The sequence below is a fragment of the Streptomyces sp. DSM 41931 genome (genome assembly GCF_050271085.1).
GTDB classification, from domain to species: Bacteria; Actinomycetota; Actinomycetes; order Streptomycetales; family Streptomycetaceae; genus Streptomyces; species Streptomyces albogriseolus.
The window spans coordinates 4,894,220-4,909,086 of record NZ_CP189902.1 but is presented as its reverse complement, the minus strand read 5'-3'; the positions used below and the strand labels follow the sequence as shown (position 1 = coordinate 4,909,086).

At 72.3% G+C, this 14,867-nt stretch carries 13 protein-coding genes; 9 read left to right on the top strand and 4 right to left on the bottom strand.

The window, feature by feature from the left end; translation table 11 throughout:
* The first annotated feature begins 87 nt into the window (after positions 1–87).
* The 4 genes from ACP7TJ_RS22945 (at position 88) to ACP7TJ_RS22930 (ending at position 2,743) form a co-directional block, all read left to right on the top strand.
* Positions 88–720, top strand: a complete 633-nt coding sequence (locus ACP7TJ_RS22945) for an AIM24 family protein (protein WP_093768171.1) — start codon at positions 88–90, stop codon at positions 718–720.
* A 1-nt stretch (position 721) separates the two neighbouring features.
* Complete coding sequence (locus ACP7TJ_RS22940) at positions 722–1,372, top strand: AIM24 family protein (protein WP_189911716.1); 651 nt, start codon at positions 722–724, stop codon at positions 1,370–1,372.
* Positions 1,369–2,169 carry an AIM24 family protein gene (locus tag ACP7TJ_RS22935; protein WP_427765005.1) on the top strand — a complete coding sequence of 267 codons (801 nt, stop codon included), beginning with the start codon at positions 1,369–1,371 and terminating at the stop codon, positions 2,167–2,169. The genes ACP7TJ_RS22940 and ACP7TJ_RS22935 overlap by 4 nt, the downstream gene beginning before the upstream one ends.
* A 97-nt stretch (positions 2,170–2,266) precedes the next feature.
* A complete protein-coding gene (locus tag ACP7TJ_RS22930; protein WP_006130189.1) occupies positions 2,267–2,743 on the top strand; it encodes a MarR family winged helix-turn-helix transcriptional regulator in 477 nt (158 codons plus the stop codon).
* A 22-nt stretch (positions 2,744–2,765) separates the two neighbouring features.
* Here ACP7TJ_RS22930 and ACP7TJ_RS22925 read toward each other — a convergent pair whose 3' ends face one another.
* Together ACP7TJ_RS22925 and ACP7TJ_RS22920 are read right to left on the bottom strand one after the other, a co-directional pair.
* Entirely contained in the window at positions 2,766–4,232 is a 1,467-nt protein-coding gene (locus ACP7TJ_RS22925; protein WP_427765000.1) for an ATP-binding protein, read from the bottom strand.
* Positions 4,229–4,894, bottom strand: coding sequence for a response regulator transcription factor (locus tag ACP7TJ_RS22920; protein ID WP_102638330.1), 666 nt, complete (start codon positions 4,892–4,894; stop codon positions 4,229–4,231). Before ACP7TJ_RS22920 ends, ACP7TJ_RS22925 begins: the two co-directional genes overlap by 4 nt.
* A 122-nt stretch (positions 4,895–5,016) precedes the next feature.
* Between ACP7TJ_RS22920 and ACP7TJ_RS22915 the strand changes: the two genes are divergently transcribed.
* Complete coding sequence (locus ACP7TJ_RS22915) at positions 5,017–5,634, top strand: PepSY domain-containing protein (protein WP_427764997.1); 618 nt, start codon at positions 5,017–5,019, stop codon at positions 5,632–5,634.
* 164 nt (positions 5,635–5,798) lie between these two features.
* Here ACP7TJ_RS22915 and meaB read toward each other — a convergent pair whose 3' ends face one another.
* Both meaB and ACP7TJ_RS22905 read right to left on the bottom strand, forming a co-directional pair.
* Positions 5,799–6,770: a methylmalonyl Co-A mutase-associated GTPase MeaB gene (gene meaB, locus ACP7TJ_RS22910; protein ID WP_189911712.1), complete on the bottom strand. Its 972-nt coding sequence runs from the start codon at positions 6,768–6,770 to the stop codon at positions 5,799–5,801.
* A gap of 40 nt (positions 6,771–6,810) precedes the next feature.
* Complete coding sequence (locus ACP7TJ_RS22905; RefSeq protein WP_167744678.1) at positions 6,811–8,034, bottom strand: acetyl-CoA C-acetyltransferase; 1,224 nt, start codon at positions 8,032–8,034, stop codon at positions 6,811–6,813.
* A gap of 147 nt (positions 8,035–8,181) precedes the next feature.
* Between ACP7TJ_RS22905 and mce the strand changes: the two genes are divergently transcribed.
* The 4 genes from mce to ACP7TJ_RS22885 all read left to right on the top strand — a co-directional run bounded on the left by mce (position 8,182) and on the right by ACP7TJ_RS22885 (position 14,866).
* On the top strand, positions 8,182–8,622 hold the full coding sequence (gene mce, locus ACP7TJ_RS22900) for a methylmalonyl-CoA epimerase (RefSeq protein ID WP_093768163.1): 441 nt from the start codon (positions 8,182–8,184) through the stop codon (positions 8,620–8,622).
* A gap of 227 nt (positions 8,623–8,849) precedes the next feature.
* Positions 8,850–12,698: a polarized growth protein Scy gene (gene scy / locus ACP7TJ_RS22895; RefSeq protein ID WP_370164829.1), complete on the top strand. Its 3,849-nt coding sequence runs from the start codon at positions 8,850–8,852 to the stop codon at positions 12,696–12,698.
* A gap of 183 nt (positions 12,699–12,881) precedes the next feature.
* A complete protein-coding gene (locus tag ACP7TJ_RS22890; protein ID WP_093768161.1) occupies positions 12,882–13,820 on the top strand; it encodes a cellulose-binding protein in 939 nt (312 codons plus the stop codon).
* Positions 13,821–13,909: 89 nt separating this feature from the next.
* The gene (locus ACP7TJ_RS22885; protein WP_167744676.1) at positions 13,910–14,866 is read left to right on the top strand and encodes an ABC transporter ATP-binding protein; all 957 of its coding nucleotides are present in this window, start codon (positions 13,910–13,912) and stop codon (positions 14,864–14,866) included.
* Position 14,867 lies beyond the last annotated feature (1 nt).

The following is a 14,867-nucleotide window of genomic DNA, read 5'->3' as shown; positions in this document are numbered from 1 at the left end:
CAGGGGGTCGGGGCCGTATCAGGGTGCGACTCCTCCTTCAGGATCTGGGCGCGGGGCAAAAGGGCCGCTACCGTCGCACACGTGGCGATGTTCCGACTTCAGAGCAGCAAGGTGCTCGCCGTCGACATGACCGGGGACGCCGTGAAGGCGAAGAACGGCTCCATGGTCGCGTACGACGGACAGATGGCCTTCAAGAAACTCACGGGTGGCGGTGAGGGCGTCCGGGGGATGGTCACCCGGCGGCTCACGGGCGAGCAGATGACGCTCATGGAGGTGAAGGGGCACGGGACCTGCTTCTTCGCCGACCGTGCCTCGGAGATCAACCTGGTGACCCTGAACGGCGACAAGCTGTACGTCGAGTCCGGCAACCTGCTGGCGACCGACGGCGGCCTGCGCACGGGGACCACGTTCACCGGCCTGCGCGGGGCCTCCCAGGGCAACGGGCTGTTCACGACCACGATCGAGGGCCACGGCCAGGCCGCGATCATGTCGGACGGCCCCGCCGTGCTGCTGCGGGTCGCCCCGCAGTACCCGCTCACGGTCGACCCGGGCGCGTACGTCGCGCACCAGGGCAATCTGCGGCAGTCGTTCCAGTCCGGCGTGACGTTCCGCACGTTCATGGGCGAGGGCGGCGGCGAGGCCTTCCAGATCCGCTTCGAGGGCGACGGGGTGGTCTACGTCCAGCCCAGTGAGCGCAACACGATCGCGGGGGACGTCTGACATGGGCTTCCGGGAGATCAACGCCAAGATGGTCGAGGCGACCGTCGCGCCCGGTCAGCGGCTGTTCAGCCAGCGCGGCGCGATGCTCGCCTACCGGGGCGAGGTCAGCTTCACCCCCAACCTGCGCGGCGGCCAGGGCGGGGTGATGTCGATGATCGGCCGGCGCGTGGCGAACGAGGACACGCCCCTGATGACCGTGGAGGGCAGCGGCACGGTGCTGTTCGGGCACGGCGGCCACCACGTCCAGGTGATCCACCTCTCCGGGGACACCCTGTACGTCGAGGCGGACCGGCTGCTGGCCTTCGAGGGGACGCTGGAGCAGGGCACGGTGTTCCTCGGCTCGCAGGGCGGGGTGATGGGCATGGTGCGGGGCCAGGTCTCCGGGCAAGGGCTGTTCACCACCACGCTCAAGGGGCACGGCGCGGTCGCCGTGATGGCGCACGGCGGGGTGATCGAGGTGCCGGTCACCCCGCAGCGCCCGGTGCACGTCGACCCGCAGGCGTACGTCGCCCATCACGGCGACGTGCGCAACAAGCTGTCGACGGCGCTCGGCTGGCGGGACATGGTGGGACGCGGCTCCGGCGAGGCCTTCCAGCTGGAGCTGAGCGGCAGCGGCGCGGTCTACGTCCAGGCCTCGGAGGAGAAGCTGTGAGCACGTACGGAACGCCGGGCGCCGGGCCCGCGGTCTTCGACCCCATGACGCTGCCGTCCGACGACAACGTGAACGACTACACCTTCTGCGTGGAGCTCAAGGGCACCCAGTGGTTCCTGCAGAAGGGGAAGATGATCGCCTACTACGGCACGGTCGAGTTCAACGGGATCGGGCACGGGCGACTCGACCGACTTGTCCGGAAGGCGTTCCATTCGCCACTGCACGCGAGCGACTGGGTCGTGGCGGAGGGCTCGGGCAAGATGCTGCTCGCCGACCGGGCCTTCGATGTCAATTCGTATGACCTGGACGACGGCAATCTGACCATTCGCTCGGGCAACTTGCTTGCTTTTCAGCCAAGTCTGTCGCTGAAGCAGTCGATCGTGCCAGGTTTTCTGACACTGGTCGGAACCGGAAAGTTCGTGGCGGCGTCCAACGGACCGGTGGTGTTCATGGAACCGCCGATCAGGGTCGACCCGCAGGCGCTGGTCGGCTGGGCGGACTGCCCGTCCCCGTGCCACCACTACGACCACGGCTACCTGACCGGCGTACTGGGCGGTCTACGTGCGATGACGGGCCTCGGCGGGGTCTCCGGCGAGGAGCACCAGTTCGAGTTCGTCGGCGCGGGAACGGTGCTGCTGCAGTCGTCCGAGGCGCTGATGCCCGAGCAGGCCACCGGGGCGCCCCCGCAGCAGCCCGGGGTGCCCGGAGGGGGCGGACCGGGGGCGTCCGGACCTGGCGCAGGCGGACCGCGCCTTCCCGGACAGCTGGGAGACCTCCAGCGTCGCTTCGGGCTGTGAGCGGTAGTGTGCGGGGTGTGACATCGAACGCCTGCACGTGATGTCACACGGAAGCCCTATTAGTTCGCCTTTCAACTTCCTTAGGTAGACTTCATTCATGGAGACCGAGACGGCCACCCGCTGGCTGACCAATGCGGAGCAGTGCGCCTGGCGCACCCACCTGGAGGTCAACAAGCTGCTGACCTACCAGCTCGAGAAGGATCTGCAGCCGTTCGGCCTGACAATGAACGACTACGAGATCCTGGTGAACCTGTCCGAGTCGGAGGACCGGCGGATGCGGATGAGCGACCTCGCCTCCGCCACGATGCAGTCCAAGAGCCGGCTCTCCCACCAGATCACCCGGATGGAGAACGCCCACCTGGTCCGCCGGGAGAACTGCGAGTCGGACCGCCGCGGACTCTACGCGGTCCTCACCGACCACGGCATGGAGACGATGCAGAAGGTCGCACCGCACCACGTGGCGTCGGTGCGCCGGCACTTCATCGACCTGCTCTCCCCCGAGGCTCTCATCGAGCTCGACAAGGCCCTCAAGCCCATCGCGGAGCACCTGCGGGGGCAGCGGGGACGGCTCTGACGTCCACCCCCTGCCGGCCTGCCTAGGCCCGGGGCGCCCCCCGGTCCGCGCCGGCGAGCGGCAGGCGGAGTTCGAAGAGGGCTCCGCCCGCCGGCGCCGCACCCGCCGTGAGCGTGCCGCCGTGCCGTACAGCCACGTCCCGCGCGATGGCCAGGCCGAGACCCGCCCCGCCGTCGTCCCGGCTGCGCGCCGCGTCCAGCCGTACGAACCGCTCGAAGATCCGCTCGCGGTCGGCCTCCGCCACACCCTCGCCGTCGTCGGCGACGCCCACCACCGCCTCGCCGCCCTCCCCGCGCACGGTCACCGTGATCCGCTCACGGGCGTGCCGCTCCGCGTTGTCCAGCAGATTGGCGAGCACCCGCCCCAGCTGGCCGCGCGACCCGGAGACCTCGACGGGCTCCGCCTCCACCGTGACCCCCTCGCGCCCCGCGGCCTCCTCGCGGGCCAGCGCGGCCACGTCCACCCGGGTGCCGACGGGCCGCTCCCCCGCGTCCAGCCGGGCGAGCAGCAGCAGGTCCCCGGCGAGGTTCTGCAGCCGCACGGTGTCCTCGACGGCCCCGTCCAGGTCGAGCAGCTCGGGGTGCGCGGCCGCGACCTCGAGCTGGGTGCGCAGCGAGGCGATGGGGCTGCGCAGCTCGTGCGACGCGTCGGCGACGAAGCTGCGCTGCCGCTCCACGGAGGCCTCCAGCGCGGCGAGCGTGGCGTTGGTGGTGCGGGCGAGCCGGGCGATCTCGTCGTGCGTCGCCGGTTCGGGGACGCGGCGGCGAAGGTCCTCGGAGGCGGTGATCGCGGCCATCTCCCGGCGGATGCCCTCGACCGGGCGCAGGGCCCTGCCGGTGACCAGCCAGGTCACCCCGGCGACGACGCCGAGCAGCAGCGGGAAGCCGATGAGCATGGCGGTCAGCGCGGTGCCCACGGCGCTGTGCTCGGCGGCCAGCGGGGAGCCCGCGTGGACGGTGAGGCGGCCCCGGTCGGGGGTCTCCACCTCGACGGCGGCGAAGCGGTAGTCCTCGGTGTCCCCGTCGATGGTGGCGGTGCCGTTGGTGTAGCTCGCCCCCTGGGCGATCTCGCCGGGTTCGAGGGACTCGTCGTCGCCCGAGCGGCCGGAGTCGTCGTCGCGGTCGTCGTCCTCCCGGTCCCGGTCGTCGTCCGCGCCGGACCGCGTCGGTGCGGGCGTCACCTCCGCGGTGCCGGTCCCGCTGATCCGCTCCAGGTCCTCCGAGGCCGCGAGCAGGACGCCGTCCGCGTCGACGATCTGCACGGGGACGTCCTCCGCGTCCAGCCCGGAGAGCTTGTCGAGGGGGATACGGGCGGCCAGTTCGGAGGCGACGGCCTGCGCGGAGCGCTCGGCCCGGGTGCCCGCCTCGCCGGTCAGGTTGGCGCGCAGGGACAGCAGGACGGCGGCGCCCGCCGCGACGAGAGCCACGGCGACGACGAGCGTGGCGCCGAGCGTCGCCCGCGAGCGGACCGAGCCGAACAGCCGGCTCACGGCGCCGTCTCCAGCCGGTAGCCGGCGCCGCGCACCGTGCGGATGAGGTCCGCGCGCAGTTTGCGGCGCAGGGCGCTGACGTAGACCTCGACGATGTTGGGGTCGCCCTCGTAGGCGAAGTCCCAGACGTGCTCGAGGATGTCGGCCTTGGACACCACCTCGCCGGCCCGCAGCACCAGGTGCTCCAGCACCGAGAACTCCTTCGCCGTCAGCTCCGCCTCCTCCTCGCCGAGCCAGACCCGGCGGGCGGCGGTGTCCACCTTCAGGTCGCCGTGCACATGGACCGGGGACGCCCCCGCCGCACGCCGGCGGCGCAGCAGCGCCTTCACCCGGGCGACCAGCACCACATAGGAGAAGGGCTTCGTCAGATAGTCGTCGGCGCCGGTGTCCAGGCCCTCGGCCTCGTCGTACTCGCCGTCCTTGGCGGTGAGCATCAGGATCGGCACGTCGTGCCCGGCGGCGCGCAGGGCGGCGCACACCCGGTAGCCGTTGAGGCCGGGCAGCATGATGTCGAGGATGACCAGGTCGTACGGCTCGGTCGTGGCCCGGTCCAGCCCCTCCCGGCCGTCGTGCACGACGTCGACGGCGTATCCCTCGGCGGTGAGGCCCTTGGCGAGGGAGAGGGCGAGGCGCTTTTCGTCCTCGACGATCAGGAGTCGCATGCGGTCCAGGGTCGCAAAGGGAAGCTGAAGATCACTTCAGGCTGCTTCAGCCTCCGCTCAGCGTCGGTGGGCGACATTGATCGTCGTACAGCACGAAGCACACCGACTCGGGAGGAACGCACATGAAGCGCAACATCGTGATCGCCGTCGTCACGGCCGCGGCACTGGTGGGCGGGGGCACGGCGACGGCGCTGGCGGTCGCGGGGGACGACGACGACTCGACGTCGGTGACGCGGACGGACGACGACCGGGACGACCGTGGTGAGGACCGCTCGGACGACCGGGACGGCGATGACGACGACGGTGCGGTCCGCGCCGCCGCCCCTGGTGACGTGACCGCCGCCGAGGCCATCACCGCCGCGCTGAAGCACACGCCGGGTACGGCCGTCTCCGCCGAACTGGACGACGGCTCCTGGGAGGTCGACGTCCTCGCCGAGGGCGACACCTGGCACACCGTCAGGATCGCCCCGGACAGCGGCAAGGTGCTGGGCGCGCAGAAGGACGACGAGGACGACGCGGCGGAGGTGCGCGCCGCGCTCAAGGGCGCCTCGGTGACGGCCGAGGACGCGGCGAAGGCCGCGGCCGCGGCCGCGAAGGGGACCGTCGTCTCCGTGGATCTGGACGACGACGGCGGCGACAAGGGCTGGGAGGCGGAGACGCGTGCCTCCGGCGGGGACGCGCGGGACTGGAACGTCGACCTGAAGACGGCGTCCGTCACACCGGACCGCGACGACGACTGACGGTCCCTGGGGGCTGCGCCCCCAGACCCCCCTTCGGCCCTGCGGGCCTCGTCCTCAAACGCCGGACGGGCTGAAAAACAGCCCCTCCGGCGTTTGAGGAGCGGGGTCCGGGGCGGAGCCCCGGGTCGGGACGGGAAGGGGCGGCGGGGGCGAGAACCCCGTGCTCAGCCGCCGGACGAGCCACCCTGGGTCAGACCCTCGACCAACTCGTCCGCCGCCCGGTAGGGATCCAGCTCGCCCATGACAATCCGCTCCGCGAGCGCCCCGAGTCGACGGTCGCCATGGAGGTCTCCGATGCGCCGGCGCAGCGCCGTGACCGCGATCGTCTCGACCTCGTGCGCCGCGCGGGCGCGGCGGCGCTCCGCGAGGACGCCCCGCTCCTCCATCCAGGCGCGGTGCTTCTCCAGCGCCTCGACGACCTCGTCGACGCCCTCCTGGCGGGCGGCGACCGTCTTGACGATCGGGGGGCGCCAGTCGCCGGGGCCGCGGGACTCGCCGAGGCCCAGCATGTGGTTCAGCTCGCGGGCGGTGGCGTCCGCGCCGTCGCGGTCGGCCTTGTTGACGACGTAGACGTCGCCGATCTCCAGGATTCCGGCCTTGGCGGCCTGGATGCCGTCGCCCATGCCGGGGGCCAGCAGGACCACGGAGGTGTCGGCCTGGGAGGCGATCTCCACCTCCGACTGGCCGACGCCCACCGTCTCCACCAGGATCACGTCGCAGCCGGCCGCGTCCAGGACGCGGATGGCCTGCGGCGCGGCCCAGGCGAGGCCGCCCAGGTGACCCCGGGTGGCCATGGAACGGATGTACACGCCCGGGTCGGAGGCGTGCTCCGACATCCGGACGCGGTCGCCGAGCAGGGCGCCCCCGGAGAAGGGGGAGGACGGGTCGACGGCCAGGACGCCGACCCGCTTGCCCTGTTTGCGGTACGCGGTCACCAGCGCCGAGGTGGACGTCGACTTGCCGACCCCGGGCGAACCGGTGAGACCGACCACGTAGGCGTTGCCCGCGAGCGGCGCGAGGGCCGCCATGACCTCCCTGAGCTGCGGTGACGCCCCCTCCACCAGGGAGATCAGCCGGGCCACGGCCCGTGGCCTGCCCTCTCTGGCCTGGGCCACCAGAGTGGAGACGTCCTGCATCACAGCTCCGTTCACGTAAGGGAAGTCGGCAACAACCGGGTCAGGCCTTGGGTACCCGCACGATCAGCGCGTCACCCTGGCCGCCGCCACCGCACAGCGCCGCGGCGCCGACACCGCCGCCGCGCCGCTTCAGCTCCAGGGCCAGGTGCAGCACCAGCCGCGCGCCGGACATCCCGATCGGGTGGCCCAGCGCGATGGCGCCGCCGTTGACGTTCACCTTTTCGGCGGAAACGCCCAGGTCCTTCATTGACTGGACGGCAACCGCCGCGAAGGCCTCGTTGATCTCGATCAGGTCGAGGTCGGAGACCTCCAGGCCCTCCTTCTTGAGGGCGTGCAGGATGGCGTTCGACGGCTGCGACTGGAGCGAGTTGTCGGGGCCGGCCACGTTGCCGTGGGCGCCGATCTCGGCGATCCACTCCAGGCCCAGCTCCTGCGCCTTGGCCTTGCTCATCACGACCACGGCGGCGGCGCCGTCGGAGATCTGCGAGGAGGAGCCGGCGGTGATCGTGCCGTCCTTGGCGAACGCCGGGCGCAGCTTGCCGAGGGACTCGGCGGTGGTGTCGCCGCGGATGCCCTCGTCCTTGCTGAACAGCACCGGGTCGCCCTTGCGCTGCGGGATCTCGACCGGGGTGATCTCGGCCTCGAAGATGCCGTTCTTCTGCGCGGCGGCGGCCCGCTGGTGGGACAGGGCGGCGATCTCGTCCTGCTCGGCGCGGCCGATGCCGAGGCGGGTGTTGTGCTTCTCGGTCGACTCGCCCATGGCGATGTTCTCGAAGGCGTCGGTCAGACCGTCGTGCGCCATGGCGTCGAGCACCTGCACCGCGCCGTACTTGTAGCCCTCGCGGGACTTCGGCAGCAGGTGGGGGGCGTTCGTCATGGACTCCTGGCCGCCGGCCACGACCACGTCGAACTCACCCGCGCGGATGAGCTGGTCGGCCAGCGCGATGGCGTCGAGGCCGGAGAGGCACACCTTGTTGACGGTGAGCGCCGGGACGTTCATCGGGATGCCGGCCTTCACGGCCGCCTGGCGCGCCGGGATCTGCCCCGCCCCGGCCTGGAGCACCTGCCCCATGATCACGTACTGGACCTGGTCGCCGCCGATCCCCGCACGGTCGAGGGCGGCCTTGATCGCGAAGCCGCCGAGGTCGGCTCCGGAGAACGACTTCAGCGAACCGAGCAGCCGACCCATGGGGGTGCGGGCGCCCGCGACGATGACGGACGTCGTGCCGTTCGTTGCGGATGATGCAGAAGATGCAGAAGTCATGAGCTGCGGTCCCCTTCCGGCTGCACAGCCGAGGAGTGAACGAGGGTTTACTTCGAATGTACTGACGTGCGGTGGACCCCGTCATCGGCCTTTCGGTGTGATCGCGCGCACGTTGCGTAACCGCCGCGGGGGCGCTGCACTGAATCCATGCTGACGCGAATCGACCACATCGGGATCGCCTGCTTCGACCTGGACAGGACCGTGGAGTTCTACCGGTCCACCTACGGCTTCGAGGTGTTCCACTCGGAGGTCAACGAGGAGCAGGGCGTGCGTGAGGCCATGCTCAAGATCAACGAGACCTCGGACGGCGGTGCCTCCTACCTGCAGCTCCTCGAGCCGACCCGCGAGGACTCCACCGTCGCCAAGTGGCTCGCGAAGAACGGCGAGGGCGTCCACCACATCGCCTTCGGTACGGCGGACGTCGACGCGGACGCGGCCGGCATCAAGGAGAAGGGCGTACGCGTTCTGTACGAAGAGCCCCGGCGCGGTTCCATGGGGTCACGGATCACCTTCCTGCACCCGAAGGACTGCCACGGCGTACTGACAGAACTGGTCACTTCCGCGCCCGTTGAGTCGTCCGAGCACTGACCCACGTACATAGGGGCCGGTAGGGTTGGGTCTGGTCGCCGCTCGATGCGTGGTGACCGAGTCCCGTCGTGTTCGGCGACGGGATCGCCGGGGTCCGGGTGGCGGGGGGCGAGCGCGGGGCGGCAGCCCATGCTCCGCCGTTGATCTGACACCATTCCCCGGGGGCTCCGTTCGGGATGGGCGGAGCTCGGCCAGACTTGCGACCAGGGGACGGATGGGACCGCGCAGTGCGGGGCTACGAGAGCCAGGAGCGAGAGCCGGCGGCTGACGTCGACCACCTCTCTCGGTTCGAAGCCGAGATGAAGCGGCTGAAGACCGAGCGGGAAAAGGCGATCCAGCACGCCGAGGACCTCGGCTACCAGGTCGAGGTGCTGCGCGCCAAGCTGCACGAGGCGCGGCGCACCATCATGTCCCGGCCCGCCTACGACGGCGGCGACATCGGCTACCAGGCCGAGCAGTTGCTCCGCAACGCGCAGATCCAGGCCGACCAGCTGCGCGCGGACGCCGAGCGGGAGCTGAGCCAGGCCCGCGCCCAGACCCAGCGCATCCTCCAGGAGCACGCCGAGCAGGCGGCCCGCCTCCAGGCGGAGCTGCACCAGGAGGCGGTGACCCGGCGCCAGCAGCTCGACCAGGAGCTGGCCGAGCGCCGGCAGACCGTCGAGTCGCACGTCAACGAGAACGTGGCGTGGGCGGAGCAGCTGCGGGCCCGCACCGAGGAGCAGGCCCGCCGCCTGATGGAGGAGACCCGCGCCGAGCGGGAGCAGGCCCTGGCCGCCGCCCGTGAGGAGGCGGAGCGGCTGACCTCCGAGGCCCGCCGCCGGTTGCAGAGCGAGGCGGAGGCGGCCCGCAGCGAGGCCGAGCAGCTGCTGCGCCGGGCCCGCGCGGACGCCGAACGCCTGCTGAACGCCGCGTCCACGCAGGCGCAGGAGGCCACCGAGCACGCCGAGCAGCTGCGCACCTCCACGGTCAGCGAGTCGGAGTCGGCGCGCCGCCGGGCGCAGGAGATGAGCCGGGCCGCCGAGGAGCGGATGGCCGAGGCGGAGAGCGCGCTGCGCGAGGCGCGCTCCGAGGCCGAGAAGGTGCTCACCGAGGCGAAGGAGGCCGCCGCCAAGGCGCTGGCGTCCGCCGAGGCCGCCAACGAGACGCGCACACGCACCGCCAAGGAGCAGGTGGCGCGGCTGGTCGGCGAGGCGACCAAGGAGGCGGAGGCCACCAAGGCGGACGCCGAGCAGCTGGTCGCCGACGCCCGCGCCGAGGCGGAGAAGATCGTCGCGGAGGCCGCGGAGAAGGCCCGTACGCTCACCGCGGAGGAGTCGGCCACCCAGCTGTCCAAGGCGGCCAAGACCGCCGAGGACGTGCTCAACAAGGCGTCCGAGGAGGCCAAGCGGACCACCAAGGCGGCCGCCGAGGAGGCCGAGCGGATCCGCCGCGAGGCCGAGGCCGAGGCCGACCGGCTGCGCGCCGAGGCGCACGACATCGCCGAGCAGCTCAAGGGCGCGGCGAAGGACGACACCAAGGAGTACCGCGCCAAGACGGTCGAGCTGCAGGAGGAGGCGCGCCGGCTGCGCGGCGAGGCCGAGCAGCTGCGCGCCGACGCGGTCGCCGAGGGCGAGAAGATCCGCGCGGAGGCCCGCAAGGAGGCCGTGGCGCAGATCGAGGAGGCGGCCAAGTCCGCCGAGGAGCTGCTCGCCAAGGCCAAGGCGGACGCGGACGAACTGCGGTCCACCGCGCAGACGGACAGCGAGAAGGTCCGCACCGAGGCCATCGAGCGCGCCACGACGCTGCGCCGGCAGGCCGAGGAGACCCTGGAGCGCACCCGCAAGGAGGCCGAGCGGTACCGCGCGGAGGCCGTGGAGCAGGCCGACGCGCTCAAGGAGGACGCCGAGCGGGCCGCGCGCGAGCTGCGCGAGGAGACCGAGCGGGCCGTCGAGGCGCGGCGCGCGGAGGCGGCCGATGAGCTGACCCGGCTGCACACCGAGGCCGAGGAGCGGCTCGCCTCGGCCGAGCAGGCGCTGAGCGACGCGCGCGAGGAGGCCGCCCGGATCCGCCGCGAGGCGACCGAGGAGGCCGAGCGGCTGCGTACGGAGGCCGCCGAGCGGATCCGCACGCTCCGGCAGCAGGCCGAGCAGGAGGCCGAGCGGCTGCGCGACGAGGCCGCCGCGGACGCGTCGGCGTCCCGGGCGGAGGGCGAGGCCGTCGCCGTGCGGCTGCGGTCGGAGGCCGCGGCCGAGGCGGAGCGGCTCAAGTCGGAGGCGCAGGACAGCGCGGACCGGATGCGCGCGGAGGCGCAGGCGGCCGCGGAGCGGATCGGCACGGAGGCGTCCGAGACGCTGGCGGCGGCGCAGGAGGAGGCGGCCCGGCGGCGCCGGGAGGCGGAGGAACTCCTCGGCGCGGCCCGCGAGGAGGCCGACGAGGAGCGCCGGCGGGCCCGCGCGCAGAGCGAGGAGCTGCTGGCGGCGGCGCGCACCCGTGTGGAGGAGGCGCAGGCCGAGGCCGTACGGCTGGTCGAGGAGGCCGACCGGCGCGCCACGGAGATGGTGTCGGCGGCCGAGCTCCATGCCCAGCAGGTGCGGGACTCCGTCGCGGGGCTGCACGAGCAGGCGCAGGAGGAGATCGCCGGGCTGCGCAGCGCCGCCGAGCACGCGGCGGAGCGCACCCGCCGCGAGGCCGAGGAGGAGGCGGACCGGGTCCGCACCGACGCCTACGCGGAGCGGGAGCGGGCGAGCGAGGACGCGGGCCGGCTGCGGCGCGAGGCGCGGGAGGAGGCCGAGGAGGCCAAGTCCCTTGCGGAGCGCACGGTTTCGGAGGCGATCACGGAGGCGGACCGGATCCGCGCCGAGGTCTCCGAGCACGCGCAGCGGCTGCGTACCGAGGCGTCCGACGCGGTCGCCGAGGCCGAGCAGACCGCGGCGCGGACCCGGGCGGACGCCCGCGAGGACGCCAACCGGATCCGTTCGGACGCGGCGACGCAGGCGGACACGCTCATCACCGAGGCGCGCAGCGAGGCGGAGCGGCTCACCGACGAGACGGTCGCCGAGGCCGAGCGGGTGCGTTCGGAGTCGGTCGCCAAGGCGGAGAAGCTCATCGCGGACGCCACCGGCGACGCGGAGCGGCTGCGCGCCGAGGCCGCGGAGACGGTGGGGTCGGCGCAGCAGCACGCGGAGCGGCTGCGGCACGAGGCCGAGCGGCTCAAGGCCGACGCGGAGTCGGAGGCGGAGCGGCTGGTGTCCTCCGCGCGCGGGGAGGCCGAGCGGACGCTGGACGAGGCCCGCAAGGAGGCCAACAAGCGGCGTTCGGAGGCGGCCGAGCAGGTCGACACCCTCATCACGGAGACCACCGCCGAGGCGGACAAGCTGCTCACCGAGGCGCAGCAGCAGGCGCTGAAGACCACGGCCGACGCCGAGTCGCAGGCGGACACCATGGTGGGCGCGGCCCGCAGCGAGGCCGAGCGGCTGGTGTCCGAGGCGCGGGTCGAGGGCAACTCCCTGGTGGAGAAGGCCCGTGCGGACGCCGACGAGCTGCTGGTCGGCGCGCGCCGCGACGCCACGCAGATCCGGGAGCGCGCCGAGGAGCTGCGCGACCGTCTCACCAGCGAGATCGAGGAGCTGCACGAGCGGGCCCGGCGCGAGGCGGCGGAGACCATGAGGTCGGCCGGCGACCGCTGCGACGCGCTGATCAAGGCCGCGGAGGAGCAGCTGGCCAAGGCGGAGGCCAAGGCGAAGGAGATCGTCTCCGAGGCCAACTCCGAGGCGGGCAAGGTGCGCATCGCCGCCGTGAAGAAGGCCGAGGGTCTTCTGAAGGAGGCGGAGCAGAAGAAGGCCACGCTCGTGAAGGAGGCCGAGGAGCTGAAGGCCGAGGCGGTGCGCGAGGCACGGCGCACCGTCGAGGAGGGCAAGCGCGAACTGGAGGTCCTCGTCCGGCGCCGCGAGGACATCAACGCGGAGATCTCGCGCGTCCAGGACGTCCTGGAGGCCCTGGAGTCCTTCGAAGCCCCGGCGGGCGGCAAGGACAACGGCGTCAAGGCGGGGGCCGCGGCAGGTGCTACCCGTACGGGTGGCAAGTCGGGCGACAGCTAGCAAACCGGGCGAAATCCCTTGTACGGTGAGGGCTTTGACCATGGCTTTGGCAAGGCTTCCGGCGGCGAGCCACTCAAAAGGGGTGTCATCTTCCGTATCAAACGTGCATCCGCTCGATGACACAGCGCTTCGGCCCCTAGGATTCCACCTATCACCTCACCGGTCTCATTCGACAGGAACCCCATGAGCGACACTTCCCCCTACGGCTTCGAGCTTGTGCGGCGTGGGTACGACCGCGCTCAGGTGGACGAACGTATCTCCAAGCTCGTCTCCGACCGTGACAGCGCTCTCGCCCGCATCACCGCTCTGGAAAAGCGCATCGAAGAGCTCCACCTCGAGACGCAGAACGCCCAGGCCCAGGTCAACGACGCCGAGCCGTCGTACGCGGGTCTCGGCGCGCGCGTGGAGAAGATCCTCCGCCTCGCCGAGGAGGAGGCGAAGGACCTGCGCGAGGAGGCCCGGCGCGCCGCGGAGCAGCACCGCGAGCTCGCCGAGTCGGCCGCCCAGCAGGTGCGCAACGACGCCGAGGCCTACGCCGCCGAGCGCAAGGCGAAGGCGGAGGACGAGGGCGTCCGGATCGTCGAGAAGGCCCAGGGCGAGGCCACCCAGCTGCGCTCCGAGGCGCAGAGGGACGCCCAGTCCAAGCGCGAGGAGGCGGACGCCCTCTTCGAGGAGACCCGCGCCAAGGCCGCGCAGGCCGCCGCGGACTTCGAGACCAACCTGGCGAAGCGCCGCGAGCAGTCCGAGCGCGACCTGGCCTCGCGTCAGGCCAAGGCCGAGAAGCGCCTCGCGGAGATCGAGCACCGCGCGGAGCAGCTCCGCCTGGAGGCCGAGAAGCTGCGCACCGACGCCGAGCGCCGGGCCCGCCAGACGGTGGAGACCGCTCAGCGCCAGGCCGAGGACATCGTGGCCGACGCCAACGCCAAGGCCGACCGGATCCGTTCGGAGTCCGAGCGCGAGCTCGCCGCGCTGACCAACCGCCGCGACTCCATCAACGCCCAGCTGACCAACGTCCGCGAGATGCTGGCGACCCTCACGGGTGCCGCGGTCGCCGCCACCGGCGCGCCCGCCACCGAGGACGAGCCCGTCTCCCGCGGCGTCCCGGCCCAGCAGTCCCGGTAACACGACCGGACCACCGGTCGACCGGCCCCCGGGCGAAGCCCTCTGCCACTGCGGTGGCAGAGGGCTTCGCCCCGTTCTAGCGTGGCCGCATGATCGAGCTGGAGGGGCTGACCAAGCGGTACGGCGAGAAGGTGGCGGTGGACAACCTGACCTTCACCGTCCGGCCGGGCATCGTCACGGGCTTCCTCGGCCCGAACGGCGCCGGCAAGTCGACCACCATGCGGATGATCCTGGGGCTCGACCACCCCACCGCGGGGGACGTGCGCATCGACGGCACGCACTACGACCGGCTCCAGGACCCGCTGACGTACATCGGCGCCCTGCTGGAGGCCAAGGGGGTGCACCCCGGGCGCAGCGCCTACAACCATCTGCTGTGGCTCGCGCAGAGCAACGGCATCCCCGAACGGCGGGTGCGCGAGGTGCTGGACAGGGTCGGCCTGACGGCGGTGGCGCGGAAGAAGGCCAAGGGGTTCTCGCTCGGCATGGGGCAGCGCCTCGGCATCGCCGCCGCGCTGCTCGGCGACCCGCGGATCCTGATGTTCGACGAGCCGGTCAACGGCCTCGACCCGGAGGGCATCCACTGGATCCGCACGCTGATGAAGTCGCTGGCCGAGCAGGGCCGCACGGTGTTCGTCTCCTCCCACCTGATGAGCGAGATGGCCCTGACGGCGGACCACCTCGTCGTCATCGGGCAGGGCCGGCTGCTCGCCGACACCTCGATGGCGGAGTTCATCGAGCGCAACTCCCGCTCCTACGTCCGGGTGCGCAGCCCGCAGCGTGAGGCGCTGCTGGACGCGCTGCACCGGGCCGGCGTCACCGCCGTGGACGGTGCGGACGGGACGCTGGAGGTGGACGGGACGCCCGCCGAGAAGATCGGCGAGCTGGCCGCCCGCGACGGGGTGGTGCTGCACGAACTGAGCCCGCAGCAGGCCTCTCTGGAGGAGGCCTTCATGCAGTTGACGGCGGAGTCGGTGGAGTACCACGCGCACACCGGCGCGCCCCTGCCCCCGCAGCAGCAGTGGGGCGAGAGCTGGAGGAAGGGCTGAG

What these genes read in the sequence shown, in the direction of transcription:
- ACP7TJ_RS22945 (WP_093768171.1), top strand. Translation starts at nt 88, where the DNA reads ATGTTCCGACTTCAGAGCAGCAAGGTGCTCGCCGTCGACATGACCGGG.
- ACP7TJ_RS22940 (WP_189911716.1), top strand. Translation starts at nt 722, where the DNA reads ATGGGCTTCCGGGAGATCAACGCCAAGATGGTCGAGGCGACCGTCGCG.
- ACP7TJ_RS22930 (WP_006130189.1), top strand. Translation starts at nt 2,267, where the DNA reads ATGGAGACCGAGACGGCCACCCGCTGGCTGACCAATGCGGAGCAGTGC.
- ACP7TJ_RS22920 (WP_102638330.1), bottom strand. Translation starts at nt 4,894, where the DNA reads ATGCGACTCCTGATCGTCGAGGACGAAAAGCGCCTCGCCCTCTCCCTC.
- ACP7TJ_RS22915 (WP_427764997.1), top strand. Translation starts at nt 5,017, where the DNA reads ATGAAGCGCAACATCGTGATCGCCGTCGTCACGGCCGCGGCACTGGTG.
- meaB (WP_189911712.1), bottom strand. Translation starts at nt 6,770, where the DNA reads ATGCAGGACGTCTCCACTCTGGTGGCCCAGGCCAGAGAGGGCAGGCCA.
- ACP7TJ_RS22905 (WP_167744678.1), bottom strand. Translation starts at nt 8,034, where the DNA reads ATGACTTCTGCATCTTCTGCATCATCCGCAACGAACGGCACGACGTCC.
- mce (WP_093768163.1), top strand. Translation starts at nt 8,182, where the DNA reads ATGCTGACGCGAATCGACCACATCGGGATCGCCTGCTTCGACCTGGAC.
- ACP7TJ_RS22890 (WP_093768161.1), top strand. Translation starts at nt 12,882, where the DNA reads ATGAGCGACACTTCCCCCTACGGCTTCGAGCTTGTGCGGCGTGGGTAC.
- ACP7TJ_RS22885 (WP_167744676.1), top strand. Translation starts at nt 13,910, where the DNA reads ATGATCGAGCTGGAGGGGCTGACCAAGCGGTACGGCGAGAAGGTGGCG.